We start from the raw sequence: 14,006 nt of genomic DNA, 5'->3' as shown, positions 1-14,006 counted from the left end.
TGTTTTTATAGAAAATAAACTAGAATGTTTATATAAACAACGGTCCCACATATGAAATGTTGATTGTGAAATTTGGAACAACCACATCTTTTTGGGGATCACGAGACACGGGATCAACCTTCAAGCCCGCGATCTCTACAAATATAATAAATATAGATGGAGGGATTTAGCATGTCGGTGATTGAAAAAGAAGTAAATGAAGTGAAATCCGGTTGGAGAAGTTTTACAAAAGGTAAATGGTCCAAGAAAGTTGACGTTAACAACTTTATCGCTAGTAACATTAAGCCTTATGAAGGTAACGAAGAGTTCCTCGTAGGTCCTACTAGTAACACAACTGAACTGTGGAAGATTATTTCCCAACTGAGCAAGGAAGAAAGAGAAAGAGGCGGCGTATGGGATGTTTCCCTAGATACTGTCTCCACAATCACTTCACATGCTCCAGGCTACATTGACAAGGACAAGGAACAAATTGTAGGCGTGCAGACTGACGCTCCTTTCAGACGTTCCATCCAGCCATTCGGCGGGATCAAGATGATGGTTGATGCTACGAAGGCTTATGGCTTCGAGCTTCCACAAAACATCGTTGACATGTTCACGAACATTCGCAAAACGCATAACCAAGGCGTATTTGATGCATATACACCAGACATGAGAGCAGTGCGTAAATCCGGCGTTATCACAGGTCTTCCTGATGCTTACGGCCGTGGACGTATTATCGGCGACTACCGCCGCATAGCTCTGTACGGTATTGATTTCTTGATTAAAGACAAAAAGCAACAACTAGCTGAGCTTGAAGTTGATTCCATGACAGAAGAAGTAATTCGTTTACGTGAAGAACTGTCCGAGCAAATTCGTGCACTGGGCGAATTGAAAGAAATGGCAGCAGCTCACGGTATGGATATTTCCAAACCAGCGACGAACTTCAAGGAAGCTACTCAATGGGTATACTTTGGATATCTGGCAGCAGTTAAAGAACAAAATGGTGCGGCGATGTCCCTGGGACGTGTTTCTTCCTTCCTAGACATATATGCAGAACGCGATATTGAAGAAGGTACTTTGACTGAAGAACAAGTACAAGAAATTGTCGATCATTTCGTAATGAAACTGCGTATCGTGAAATTCTTGCGTACACCTGACTATAATGACCTGTTCTCCGGCGACCCTACTTGGGTAACTGAATCCATCGGTGGTATGGCTGAAGATGGAACCACTCGTGTTACCAAGAACAGCTTCCGTTTCCTGAACACCCTGTATAACTTGGGTCCAGCTCCTGAACCAAACTTAACTGTTCTGTGGTCCGAAAGATTGCCTGAAGGCTTCAAAAAATATTGTGCTAAGGTTTCTATCGAAACTAGTGCAATTCAGTATGAAAATGACGATCTAATGCGTCCATACTGGGGTGACGATTATGCTATTGCTTGCTGCGTATCTCCAATGCGTATCGGTAAACAAATGCAGTTCTTCGGCGCTCGTGCCAACCTGGCAAAAGCTTTGCTGTATGCTATTAATGGTGGTAAAGACGAAAAATCCGGAGCACAAGTTGGACCGGAATTCCCAGCGATCACTTCTGAATATCTGGATTATGACGAAGTAATGAAACGCTTCAAACCGATGATGGAGTGGTTGGCTAAGACTTACGTTAACACTTTGAACATCATTCACTATATGCATGACAAATATTCTTACGAACGTATCGAAATGGCACTGCATGATCGCGACATTCTGCGTACGATGGCTTGCGGTATCGCTGGTCTGTCCGTTGCAGCTGACTCGCTGAGTGCTATTAAATACGCGAAGGTTAAACCGATCCGTAACGAACAAGGTATTGCAATTGACTTCGAAACCGAAGGCGAATTCCCTTGCTACGGTAACAATGACGATGCTGTAGACAACATCGCAGTAGAATTGGTTGAAACCTTCATGACAATGATCCGTAAAAACAAAACTTATCGTGATGCTGTGCCAACTCAATCGGTATTGACCATTACTTCGAATGTAGTGTACGGTAAGAAGACAGGTACAACTCCTGACGGACGTAAGAAAGGCGAACCTTTTGCACCAGGTGCTAACCCAATGCACGGACGCGACAAGAAAGGTGCTCTGGCTTCACTGAACTCTGTAGCCAAACTGCCTTACTCCGATGCACAAGATGGTATCTCCAATACGTTCTCCATCGTACCTAAGGCACTGGGTAAAGACGATGAATCCTGTAAGTCTAACCTGGTACACATGATGGACGGATACTTCCATAATAACGCTCAGCATTTGAACGTTAACGTATTTAACCGTGAACAGCTGATGGACGCTATGGATCACCCAGAGAACTATCCACAATTGACTATCCGCGTATCCGGTTATGCAGTTAACTTCATCAAGCTGACTCGCGAACAACAAATGGACGTAATTAACCGTACTTTCCACGGTTCAATGTAATTTGTTTATATTTATAAAGATCTTTCATTGAGATATGCACTAAAATATTTGCAAGGAATTACCGCTCTTGTTTCAAGGGCGGTAATATCTTGTTCAAGAATCATTAAAATTTTAAATTTTACGGTCGCGATTAAGGAGAACACAGTCTTAAGGGCAGGGATTCTTCTTCGTGAAAGATGGACTGTTAGTCAGTCCTGGAGAAAGGATGACATCCTATGATTAAAGGTCGCATACACTCCTTGGAAACCTTTGGAACCGTTGACGGACCTGGTATTCGATTTGTCTTATTTATGCAAGGGTGCTTGCTGAAATGCCAGTATTGCCATAACCCTGATACTTGGGCTTTAGATGAAGGTAAGGAAATGACTCTAGAAGAAGTGCTTTCGGAGATCGAGCCATATTTAAACTACTATCGTTCATCCGGTGGTGGGTTAACTGTATCCGGTGGAGAACCAACTTTGCAGGCACAATTTGTAAAACAGTTATTTACGGAAGTTAAGAAGCGTTGGAATTTGCACACCACATTAGATAGTAATGGTTATAACGAAGGTGACAAGATTAATGACTTATTGGATGTTACGGACTTGGTGATGCTCGATTTGAAGCATATTGATGAAGAAGCACACATTAAGTTAACTGGTAAATCTAATGATCGGACCTTGAAGCTTGCACGTTGGCTGTCAGATCATAACCGTAAGATGTGGATTAGACATGTATATGTTCCAGGCATTCATGACCGTGAAGAGGACCTTATCAATCTAGGTCGTTATATTGGAACCTTAAATGGCGTTGAGAAATTTGAAATCTTACCTTATCATCAAATGGGTATCTATAAATGGGAAATGCTCGGCAAGGCTTATGAATTGGATGGAGTGCCATCCCCTACGGATGAAGAAGTTCAGCGGGCGTACCGCTTAGTCGAAGAAGGTCGTAAGCAGACAGCGTTGGTATAATTCTTACCTACATTAAGTGGAGCCGTTCCTTCAGTGATTTACTGCTGAAGGAACGGCTTTTTTTGTTATGAGGGACGTCTGATGTCATTTAAAGGGGTAATTTTGTATTTTCGCTTTAAAAAAATGGTATATTTACTGCTGTTAATTAACGACTTGGAAATCCGTTATGATATATATTGTATCATTGCATTGAGTTTTTATGATTATTTTCAAAGTATATGTATGGTTAAATCACGCTATAAAGCTTTTAATCGTAATTATTACTGAAATAAAGTTATATTATATTACATATTGTGTAGTTGATTCCGCTTTCATTAGAGATTTTTATCCCTATAGTGGATGAATCTTAACCTTACGAGAATGGAATCTGTTTTCTATAATAAGAAGTGTAAAGCACAACATTATATGGGGGGTCACAAGAAATGAAAAAAGGTATGACTTTGCTATTGTCCCTGATTTTTGTATCATCAGCTTTACTGGCAGGTTGCGGAAGCAACAACAATGCATCTTCTAACAAAGGAGATGGAAACGCTACCGCGACGAATTCAGCGGATGCTACAAATGCTCCAGCAACAGAAGAACCGGTTAGTAGCGAGCCGTTCGAAATGACGATTCGTCACACTCAAATCGGTGCCGACAAACAGAAACGTTTAGCTATTCTGCAAGAAGTAGTGAAAAAGGTAGAAGGCGATGTACCGGGTCTGACCTTTAAGCTTGATGGAGTAGATTCAGATGTAAACCGTAAAGAAAAATTACGTGGTGAAATGGCTGCAGGTAATCCACCAGAGATCTTCGATCTTTTCGGAAGCCCTGACTCTAAGATCTATGCTAAAGAAGGTAAATTACTCGATCTGACTCCAATCCTAGAGGAACTTGGAATTAAGGATAAATTCTCAAATCTTGATCCTTTCACTTATGAAGGAAAAATTTACGGATTGCCTATCGGTGGATCTGGTGAAGGTTTCTTCTACAACAAAGAATACTACAATAGCAAGGGTTGGAAAGCTCCAACAACATTTGCTGAATTGGAACAACAATTGGCTGACATCAAGGCTGACGGAAAAGTACCTTTGGCTGGTGCATCTAAGGCTGGTTGGGTACCACTTATGCTAGCTAACCACTTGTGGTCACGTTATGCAGGTCCAGATGTAACCGCTAAGTTTGCAACAGGCGAAGCTAAATGGACTGATCCAAACGTTGTAAAAGGTTTTGCGAAGTACAAAGAATGGGTTGACAAAGGATACTTCAAAAAAGGCGAACTTGGTTTCGAGTATGCTGAATATACAACACAATTCACTAGTAGCGAAGCAATCCTCTTGTATGATGGTACTTGGAAATCTTCCGTATTTAAAGCCGGACAATCTGGCGAAGGTTTGATCGGTAAAGTTGGATTCTTCAATATTCCTCCAGTTGATGGTGGCGTAGGCGACCAAACTGCATTGATGCGCGATGTAAACAATGGCTACGGTTTCTCTGCTTCTGCTGAGAAAGATCCACGTCAATTGGCTGCTGTGAAATCTTTCATCAAAAACTTGTTTAACGAAGAAATGCAATTACGTGGTCTTGTTGAAGATGGCGTACTGCCAGCAATGAAAATTGATCAAAACGTGCTGAATGAAAATATTACGGATGATCTGATGAGCGAAATCGTAGGTGTACTTAATAACTCACAATCTTCGTTCCCAGCATTTGACTCACTTGTTCAAGCTGATGTAACTACAGAAATCAGTAACATTCAAATTCAAAAGCTAATTGGTGGTCAGACAACTCCAGAGAAAATGGGCGAAGCTTTACAGAAGGTACAAGAAGAAGCAAACGCAGCAGTTGAATAAGTAGCTGCAAATTGAATGTACCCTGGTGCCAGAACCAGGGTACATTTTTAAACTCAAAGAAATTATGTGTTTGCAAAGATCTAAAAGCTTCATTGTTCGCCAGATGTCAAAGCAACCGGAGGTAGTCATGAATAAAGCACTAAGAAATCCATTGGTATTTTTTCTTTTTATTCTTCCAGCACTGATCTTGTTCACGATGTTCTTCATCTATCCCATCTTTAGTTCAATCTATTACAGCTTTACTAGCTGGAATGGGGTATCTGACACAGTCAAGTCTGCCGGAATCAGTAATTTTGAGAAGGCATTAGGAGACGAACGATTCTGGATATCTGTCAAAAATAACGGTTTCTTTATTCTTTTCTCCTGTTTTGTACAGGTACCGTTAATCATATTCTTCTCGTTATTGATATCGAATGTAAAGAAGCTAAAAGGCTTGTATAAGACAGCGGTCTTCATGCCTTCTATTATGTCTACAGCAGTTATCGGTATTCTATGGGGCTTCATTTATGAGCCCAACATTGGACTTTTAAATAAGGTTCTAGGCTTAGTTGGTATTGATCCACTTTACTGGCTGTCGGATGAAAGATTCGCAATGTTATCGATCCTGATCACGAATGCTTGGCAATGGACCGGATTCTACATTGTAATGGTACTTGCAGCTATTCTGTCGATACCAGGTGAATTGGATGAAGCAGCTGCCATTGATGGCGCAACTGGATTCCAACGTGCTACACGTATCACGCTTCCTTTAATTGTTCCGATCATTTCTGTTGTAATCATGTTGTCCATTGCTGGAGCAATGAAAGCGGCGGATATCGTCATTGTAATGACTAAGGGTGGACCTGCTGGTTCAACCGATGTAATGGCAACTTACATGATTAAATATGCTATCACTAACTTTAAGTATGGGTACGGTAATGCCATTGCAGTCCTGATCTTTGTATTTACATTGGTGGTTACAGCTATTTATCAGCTGCTGATAGCCCGACGCACAGAAAGGATTGAATACTGATGCCACGCGCCCTGAAAAAAAGTCTGCCACACGTCGCACTATTGTCCTATCTACTAGTTATTCTATTTCCTTTCCTGTTCGTGTTATTCTCCTCTGTGAAAAAGGATAACAATGCAATAGCACTTAACCCTTTTGGGATTCCAAAGGAGTTCGTCTTCAATAACTACGTTGAAGCTTGGGTAAATGCCAAGATCAGCACCTACTTTTTTAACAGTTTGTACATTTCCATATTGGCTTCTGTAGTATCTATCATTCTAGCGTCTATGTTTGCTTTTGCAGTTACTCGGATGCGCCAAGGCAAATGGAATACGATTTTGTTCACCTTAGTTATGGTGGGAATGCTCATTCCAAACAACGCATTGATGCTTCCTATTTATACGATTGTACGTAAGATGGGAATTCTGAATACGCACTGGGCATTGATTATCCCTTATATCGCGAATGCAATTCCGTTTACGATAATTATATTGGCTGCATTTATGCGCTCGTTGCCTAGAGAAATTGAAGAGGCAGCGGTCATGGATGGGTTGAAGGCACCAGGTATCTTTGCTAAAATTATTGTACCTCTAACCGTACCTGCCATGGTTACTGTATTCATTGTTAATTTCCTGGGCAATTGGAACGAATTCTTGCTGGCAAACTACTTCCTATCAAATGATGAACTACGTACGCTCCCAGTGGGTATGGTTCAATTCCGTGATCAATATCAGATGAACTATGCACAAATGTCAGCGGGTATCGTCTTCAGCGTTCTGCCAGTAATTGTGATTTATGCGATTTTACAGGAAAAAATTATTGAAGGCGTAACTGCGGGTGGCGTAAAAGGATAACTTTTTTTCTCAGTCAGGAGCACTAGCCGATGAATTTGCGCTATAAATTATTTACGGCATTTTTGGGCCTGATAATCATTCCCTTATTTATTCTAGGCATGCTTATGTTTTTCGTGACTTATAACTCTATTGAGAAGAAGTACAGTCAACAGTCGGAATACTCACTCAAAGCAATTAGTTACAGTATTTCAAATGTGTTAAAAGATATGGATAACGTTACAGACAACGGAATTGCTACCTCGGTTTTTCATATGGCACTTAGCGCAGAAGATCCTTCTAATCAAGATTTGACTGATGCTGAGCAACTCAATTTGAATGCAAGCCAGCGCAATTTCCGTAGTCTGTTGTTTAACCATCCATCGATTAGCTATGCTTTTTTATACAATTTTAACGGTAGAGGTAACTCTGAAATCGTGTCGCTTTTTAATAAGGAAAATTTCCGAACGCTACCCTATGATACTTTCAAAAAAAGTGATTTGTACCAGGAAGTAATGGATTTGAATGGCGTGCCAAAATGGCTGGCTCCTCATGAGTATCCCGAACTTACAGGAACTGAACCTGTGTTTACACAAATTCGACTCGTGAAGGAACTGAGCTTCTTTCAGAACATAGGTATCCTTGTTGTACAGATCAAAAATTGGGAGCTCGAATCGATATTTCGCAATTTAAAAATTGGGGATAGTAATCAGGATGTTTCGTTTATGCTAGTAAATGATGACGGAATGATTCTATTTGACCCAGATCAAAAGCTGGATGGGCAGGATATTCAGTCATTCGCGAATAAAGAGATTACCTTCAAAAAAGGGTTTCAGAGTTTTAAAACAGAGTATAACGGGGAGAAGAGTATTCTCTCCATGTATCATTTAAAAGATTATCCTTGGAGTCTAGTGTCTGTAACCTCATGGGACTCTTTATCTCGAGAAGTTACAGTATTTGCACGCTGGTTTGTAGGGGTTATCTTCCTTTGCTTTTTGGCAGCGGTGATCTTCAATCTATTCTTTATGAATCGCATTACTGGTGCAATAGCCGTAATTGTTCGTTTTATGCGACGTGTTGAGGATGGAGATCTAACTTCGCGGGTAGAAGTGAAGGGGAATGATGAGTTAACGCTTCTTGGTAAGGGCTTTAATGATCTTATGGATAAAATTAACCGATTGTTTAACAGAATCCATTTGGAACAGCGTCGCAAGAATCAAGCCGAGATGCGTGTTCTACAGGCTCAGATTAAACCGCATTTTTTATTCAATACGTTAGAGTCGATTAATGTTCTGGCTATACAGAATGAAGGCAAGAAAGTCAGTGAGATGGTCTACCGACTGGCAAGTATTTTACGAATTAGCATTCAGGATCGAGAAGAAATTACACTGGATGAAGAGATTAAACATCTGCGCAATTATTTGGATATTCAAAAATTTAGATTTGAGGATTTATTTGAATACGATATTGATATCCCACAAGATTTGATGAGTTGCGGCATTTTAAAGCTTACTTTGCAACCGCTTGTAGAGAATAGCATTCAACATGGATTTGAGGGTATTGATTACAAAGGTCAAGTTTCTGTGAAAGTTTGGGAGAAGCAAGGGGACTTAATTTTACGAATTGAAGATAACGGTATTGGAATTACACCATCTCAGTTGTCTATTTTCCAATATATTGTGAATGATCCTGTGGAGCAAGAGGTTGAAGTTGAACGGGAAAACCGGATGAATCTTGAACGTAGAGGCCTTGGCATTCGCAGTGTAGCAGATCGCATCCGCATTGAATACGGTGACAGATATGGAATATTTATTTGTTCCAGTCCAGGATATGGTACTATTATTCAATGTGTCATACCTAAATACGAGCAGGGGGAAGATCATTATGCTAAAAGTATTATTGGTAGATGACGAAGCCCCAATTCTGAATAATCTGAAGAGAGTGTTGCCATGGCAGGAGATGGGGATGGAGGTAGTCGGTATGGCGCGAAGCGGTATGGACGCCTTGCGCATTGCTGAAGAGGAGCAACCCGATCTTGTGTTGAGTGACATTCGTATGCCAGTGATGGACGGGTTAACTTTTGTAGGAAAGCTGCGGGAATTGGGATTGGATAGTGAGGTACTGCTTCTTACCGGGTATCAGGAATTTGACTATGCACGGGAAGCGATCCGGCTTGGGGTAAAAGAATACATTTGTAAGCCGATACATTATGAGGAGCTTGGCAATAAGGTACGTGAGATCGGAGCTAATATCCGTAGTAAACAGTTTAAGAATAAACTGTATAATAGCATCCCTTTGTTTCAAGAGATTCCTGAAGTTGACAATGGCAAAAAAACGCCGGATCAGCTAATGAACTTGGCCGCTCAATACATCACTGAACATCTTCATTCAGATATCGGGATTGAGGAAGTGGCGAATAAGATCGGCATCAGTGGCAGTTACTTCTGCCTCTTGTTTAAGAACCGTTTTGCAATGACTTTCGTGGAATACGTAACACAACAGCGAATTGAAGCTGCCAAGTTTATGCTTACTAACAGCGATAAGAGCATTACGGTGATTGGTTCCGGAGTCGGTTATCAGGAACGACGTTATTTCACGAAGGTATTTCAGAAGCAGACGGGGATGTCTCCTAAGGAGTATCGTGACCGGTGCCGAACCGAAGTGTTATGAGGTCGGCGGCGTATGGTGATGTTTAGCGTCACTGCAAGGAATGTCTGTTACTCAGCATGGTGAGGTAAGCGTCACTACGGAGGAATGTTTGGACTTTCGGTCGCTGTTATCCTCGGATTTCTTGATTGGAAACCGCTGCTCGCGGTTGAAATCCAATGAAAGCATATGCTTCCGAGGTAGCTTTCCAAGGAAAGCTTTTAGGCGAACGCTACGCTCCTACAGTTCCAAACTTCCTCTCCGCTCCTTCTCCCTCACCACACTTCGTTGTGGGTATGGGGTCGTCCCACTCCTGCGGTTGTGGGGACTCCTTAGGGGAAAGAAGAGATTATCGACCAGCCTGCGGCTGTGATAAAGGTACATAAGTTATAACCAATTTAATGATTTTAAACAGTAGAGATGATTATCCTTAGTTATTAAGGATAATCATCTCTTTTTTTATAGAAATATAATATGCTCCCTATACTCCCAAAATTTATCATATGTTTTAATTAGAGTGTAAGAAGGAAGTGCAAGGCGATAGCCAAGCAAGCGTGAAAAAGGCTCTAGATTGGGACGATGGGGAAATGGGGGAACAGAACATGAGTGTGACGAATCCTTCCGTCAGCTTGTCAGAAGTAAAAAAACGCGGCAGGGGGAGAGTGCCGAATTTTCTGAGAGTGATGAAGAAATATTGGGTGTTCTATTTGATGATGCTCCCAGCCATTATTATTCTGATCATCAATAACTACATACCGATGTTAGGGACGGTAATTGCTTTTAAGGATATCAATTACCAGAAGGGCATTCTAGGCAGTGATTGGGTCGGGTTCTCGAACTTCAAATATTTATTCTCGACAGAGACGGCGTGGATCATTACAAGAAATACCCTATTGTACAACACTGCGTTTATTGTACTCACACTATTTTTTTCACTGGCTTTTGCGATTATGTTTAACGAAATGCGCAGCAGATGGCTATCGAAATTCCATCAGAGTGCGATGTTTCTCCCATATTTTCTCTCATGGGTCGTCGTCAGTTATTTAGTATACGGCTTTCTGAGTGCAGAGCACGGGTTCATGAACAAGACACTGCTTCCGTTCTTTGGGGTTGATCCAATTGAATGGTATTCGCAGTCGCAATATTGGCCTGGGATTCTAGTGATAGTAAAGCTGTGGAAAGAGATTGGCTATACGACGGTCATTTATATGGCCGCGATCATCGGCATAGATCACGAATATTATGAGGCTGCGCTGATAGACGGTGCTTCTAAATGGAAGCAGATTCGTAAAATCACGCTGCCGCTGATCAGTCCGGTTATCATCGTAATGACGCTACTGCAGATTGGTAGGATTTTTAACGCAGACTTCGGATTGTTCTTTCAGGTGACTAGAAACGCAGGAGCATTATACTCCACTACGCAAGTTATCGACACCTATGTATATCAGACCTTCCTGGCGATTGGTGATATTGGGATGTCCTCTGCCGCGGGTCTCGTTCAATCTATTGTAGGATTTCTACTGATATTCTTAGCAAATCTAGCAGTACGACGAATAAGTAAAGATGATGCGTTATTTTAGAGGGAGGTGAGCGTGTTGAGCCAGACAGAAACTGCAATCGGGCCGTCGGGTCGTACAGGAAAGAGAGCTAAACGGCAAAAACAACCCAATGAAATTTCTAATATCTCCAATTTGTTAATTAATATATTCTTCTGGATCTATACGGCGATTTGTGTGGTCCCACTGATCCTCGTGATTATCGTATCGTTCTCAGATGAACAATCGGTTGTGCAGCACGGCTACAGCTTTTTCCCGAACAAGTGGGATATCTCGTCATATGAATTTCTGTTAAAAGATTATTGGCAAATCATAGATGCGGCTGCCGTTTCCTTATTTGTGACGGTGGTTGGAACGATTCTGAGTCTCGTAATTATGGCAATGTATGCCTATCCTATCTCGCGTGGGGATTTTCCACATCGTAATTTCTTTTCGTTCTTTATGTTTTTTACACTTTTGTTTAATGGAGGCTTAGTGCCCTGGTATCTAGTTTATACTCAAATGATGCATTTGAAAGATACGCTATGGATTCTGATTATGCCACTGCTGGTTTCAGCATTCTTTGTCATTATTTTACGAACCTTTTTTGCAAACACAATCCCGCCGGCACTAGTTGAATCCGCTAAAATTGACGGGGCACCGGAGTTTCGGATCTTCGTTCAAATCATTCTACCTTTGTCGTTACCGGTGCTAGCTACAGTGGGATTATTTCAAACCTTGGCGTATTGGAATGACTGGTATCTAAGCTTGATCTTTATTTCACCCGAAGGGCATGTCAATCTGCAATATCTAATGTATAAGACGATGTTGAACGTTCAGTTCCTGACTGCAAGCCCTCAAGCGATGGCTGCCTTAGCTGCACAAGGTGTAGAAATCAATCTGCCGACAGAGACAGTAAGAATGGCAATGGCTGTTATTGGGATCGGTCCTATCGTATTCGTTTACTCCTTCTTCCAAAAGTATTTTATCAAAGGACTTACCGTTGGTGCTGTTAAAGGCTAATGAGGATTGAAATGGCTTAATTCGGCGCTCCATGCAAGTGTGTGAACGTCCGATTCAGCATATATAAATATTTTGAGGGAGGTTATGGTATACATGAAGGCTATTCGAACAAGCACACTTTTAACGCTGATGCTTATCGTAGTACTCAGTCTTAGCTTAGCTGGATGCGGAGGGAATAACGGGAATAATGAAGGAGCCTCACCAGCGCCAAGTGAAAATACAACCGCTACCAATGCTGCGGCAACAGATGAGCCCGCTGCAGATCCTACAGCTGAACCGGAGAAGAAATTAGATCCTTATACTGTTAAGTTAATCTATGTCGGTGCCGTTCAAAAGGATGAGCAGGTTGTAGAAGACGCTATCAATAAGCTTCTGGAACCTAAAATTAACGCCAAATTGGATATTGCACCGATCGACTGGGGTCCATGGGACAATGATGTTAATCTGAAGATTGCCAGTCAGGAGAAATTCGATATTATTTTTACAGCCCAATGGAAAAATTATGTAACCAATTCAGCTAAAGGTGCTTACCTCCCACTTAATGATGATAACGGCAAGTACGGCAATCTATTGAACGAATATGGCCAAGGGATTCTTAAAAATCTCGACCCGCAATTCTTAAAAGGTTCTGCGATCAATGGTGTGAATTATGCCGTTCCTACGAATAAGGAGCTAGCAGCACAAGGCGGGATCGTTTATCGCTCCGATATTGCTGATGAACTGGGTATTGATATGTCGAATGTAAAGACCATTCAAGATTTGGATGCCGTGCTCAAAGTCGTAAAGGAGAAGAGACCTGACCTAACTCCACTGTACTTCAAGCAAGGAGAGACCTTTAACTCCCAGTACATGGCGCAGTACGATACGCTTGGTGATGCTTCAATTCCGGGCGTTCTGCTTAAGGATTCATCGGATACTAAAATTCAATCCATGATTGAACTGGATCGTTATAAAGAAATCATCAAGCTTACTCGTGAATATATGAAGAAAGGTTATATTAACAAAGATGCGGCCGTGGCTACAAATTCAACGCAAGATGCAATGAAGGCCGGTAATGTCTTTATGACAGTACAATCACTTAAACCTGGTAAAGATAGTGAATTGGCTAATGCTACAGGTTTGGTCGGAAAACTGAAACAAATTGCTTTTAACGAACCGACGATTTCTACTAGTGATGCAGCAGGATCAATGTTAGCGATCTCCGCTTCCTCGGGTGATCCAGCTCGTGCCATGATGGTATTAGATCTTTTGCACACGGATAAAGAAATCAATAATCTGCTCGTATTTGGTGTAAAAGGTGTCCATTATGATGTCGTTAGCGGTGATACGATTAAAGCTACTGAGAAAACGGGTGACTATAATACCGCTGCCGCCTGGATGCTTGGAAGCCAATTCCTGAATCCTGTATGGGAAAGTGAAGCTCCAGACAAATGGGAGCAATTCAAGGCCTTCAACTCCAAAGGTAAAGCTTCTGTTGCGCTCGGTTTTAACTTCGACGCATCCTCTATGAAGACTGAAATGGCAGCTTGTAAAGCTGTTATGGATGAATATGACATCAGTTTGGATACGGGTTCTGTTGATCCCGATACCGTATTGACTAAGTACGCCGACAAGCTGAAGAAAGCCGGACTTGATAAGATTATTGCAGAGAAACAAAAACAACTAGATGCTTTCTTGGCTGCTCAAAAATAAATACTTTAAATGAAACTAAAAGGCTATCCCCGGCATGATTAATGCGCTGGGGATAGCCTTTATTGTACGCTTGG

10 protein-coding genes are annotated in these 14,006 nt (G+C 41.5%); all 10 read left to right on the top strand.

The window, feature by feature from the left end; genetic code table 11:
- Positions 1–171 precede the first annotated feature (171 nt).
- The 10 genes from pflB (at position 172) to MHI27_RS22510 (ending at position 13,932) form a co-directional block, all read left to right on the top strand.
- Positions 172–2,433 (top strand): formate C-acetyltransferase, encoded by a 2,262-nt coding sequence (gene pflB, locus MHI27_RS22555; RefSeq protein ID WP_405174745.1) that lies wholly within the window; start codon positions 172–174, stop codon positions 2,431–2,433.
- A gap of 215 nt (positions 2,434–2,648) precedes the next feature.
- Positions 2,649–3,386, top strand: a complete 738-nt coding sequence (gene pflA, locus MHI27_RS22550) for a pyruvate formate-lyase-activating protein (RefSeq protein ID WP_042190523.1) — start codon at positions 2,649–2,651, stop codon at positions 3,384–3,386.
- 422 nt (positions 3,387–3,808) lie between these two features.
- Positions 3,809–5,218, top strand: a complete 1,410-nt coding sequence (locus tag MHI27_RS22545; protein WP_234532396.1) for an extracellular solute-binding protein — start codon at positions 3,809–3,811, stop codon at positions 5,216–5,218.
- A gap of 127 nt (positions 5,219–5,345) precedes the next feature.
- Positions 5,346–6,230 (top strand): carbohydrate ABC transporter permease, encoded by an 885-nt coding sequence (locus tag MHI27_RS22540; protein WP_042190519.1) that lies wholly within the window; start codon positions 5,346–5,348, stop codon positions 6,228–6,230.
- The gene (locus MHI27_RS22535; RefSeq protein WP_042129876.1) at positions 6,230–7,060 is read left to right on the top strand and encodes a carbohydrate ABC transporter permease; all 831 of its coding nucleotides are present in this window, start codon (positions 6,230–6,232) and stop codon (positions 7,058–7,060) included. Before MHI27_RS22540 ends, MHI27_RS22535 begins: the two co-directional genes overlap by 1 nt.
- Positions 7,061–7,089: 29 nt before the next feature.
- Positions 7,090–8,946 carry a sensor histidine kinase gene (locus MHI27_RS22530; protein ID WP_405174744.1) on the top strand — a complete coding sequence of 619 codons (1,857 nt, stop codon included), beginning with the start codon at positions 7,090–7,092 and terminating at the stop codon, positions 8,944–8,946.
- On the top strand, positions 8,921–9,706 hold the full coding sequence (locus MHI27_RS22525) for a response regulator (RefSeq protein WP_042190514.1): 786 nt from the start codon (positions 8,921–8,923) through the stop codon (positions 9,704–9,706). Before MHI27_RS22530 ends, MHI27_RS22525 begins: the two co-directional genes overlap by 26 nt.
- 578 nt (positions 9,707–10,284) lie before the next feature.
- Positions 10,285–11,262, top strand: a complete 978-nt coding sequence (locus MHI27_RS22520) for a sugar ABC transporter permease (protein ID WP_256716415.1) — start codon at positions 10,285–10,287, stop codon at positions 11,260–11,262.
- A 15-nt stretch (positions 11,263–11,277) separates the two neighbouring features.
- The gene (locus MHI27_RS22515) at positions 11,278–12,240 is read left to right on the top strand and encodes a carbohydrate ABC transporter permease (protein ID WP_256716416.1); all 963 of its coding nucleotides are present in this window, start codon (positions 11,278–11,280) and stop codon (positions 12,238–12,240) included.
- Positions 12,241–12,333: 93 nt separating this feature from the next.
- The gene (locus tag MHI27_RS22510) at positions 12,334–13,932 is read left to right on the top strand and encodes an ABC transporter substrate-binding protein (protein WP_405174743.1); all 1,599 of its coding nucleotides are present in this window, start codon (positions 12,334–12,336) and stop codon (positions 13,930–13,932) included.
- Positions 13,933–14,006 lie beyond the last annotated feature (74 nt).

Origin of the sequence: Paenibacillus sp. FSL H8-0261, from assembly GCF_045040645.1 — a bacterium.
Classification (GTDB): domain Bacteria; phylum Bacillota; class Bacilli; order Paenibacillales; family Paenibacillaceae; genus Paenibacillus_AQ.
The sequence above is the reverse complement of the archived record's forward strand: the minus strand, read 5'-3'. Positions and strand labels throughout refer to the sequence as shown.

Bases quoted from the DNA above. Each gene is read 5' to 3' on its own strand.
- pflB (WP_405174745.1), top strand. From the start codon at position 172: ATGTCGGTGATTGAAAAAGAAGTAAATGAAGTGAAATCCGGTTGGAGA.
- pflA (WP_042190523.1), top strand. From the start codon at position 2,649: ATGATTAAAGGTCGCATACACTCCTTGGAAACCTTTGGAACCGTTGAC.
- MHI27_RS22545 (WP_234532396.1), top strand. From the start codon at position 3,809: ATGAAAAAAGGTATGACTTTGCTATTGTCCCTGATTTTTGTATCATCA.
- MHI27_RS22540 (WP_042190519.1), top strand. From the start codon at position 5,346: ATGAATAAAGCACTAAGAAATCCATTGGTATTTTTTCTTTTTATTCTT.
- MHI27_RS22535 (WP_042129876.1), top strand. From the start codon at position 6,230: ATGCCACGCGCCCTGAAAAAAAGTCTGCCACACGTCGCACTATTGTCC.
- MHI27_RS22530 (WP_405174744.1), top strand. From the start codon at position 7,090: ATGAATTTGCGCTATAAATTATTTACGGCATTTTTGGGCCTGATAATC.
- MHI27_RS22525 (WP_042190514.1), top strand. From the start codon at position 8,921: ATGCTAAAAGTATTATTGGTAGATGACGAAGCCCCAATTCTGAATAAT.
- MHI27_RS22520 (WP_256716415.1), top strand. From the start codon at position 10,285: ATGAGTGTGACGAATCCTTCCGTCAGCTTGTCAGAAGTAAAAAAACGC.
- MHI27_RS22510 (WP_405174743.1), top strand. From the start codon at position 12,334: ATGAAGGCTATTCGAACAAGCACACTTTTAACGCTGATGCTTATCGTA.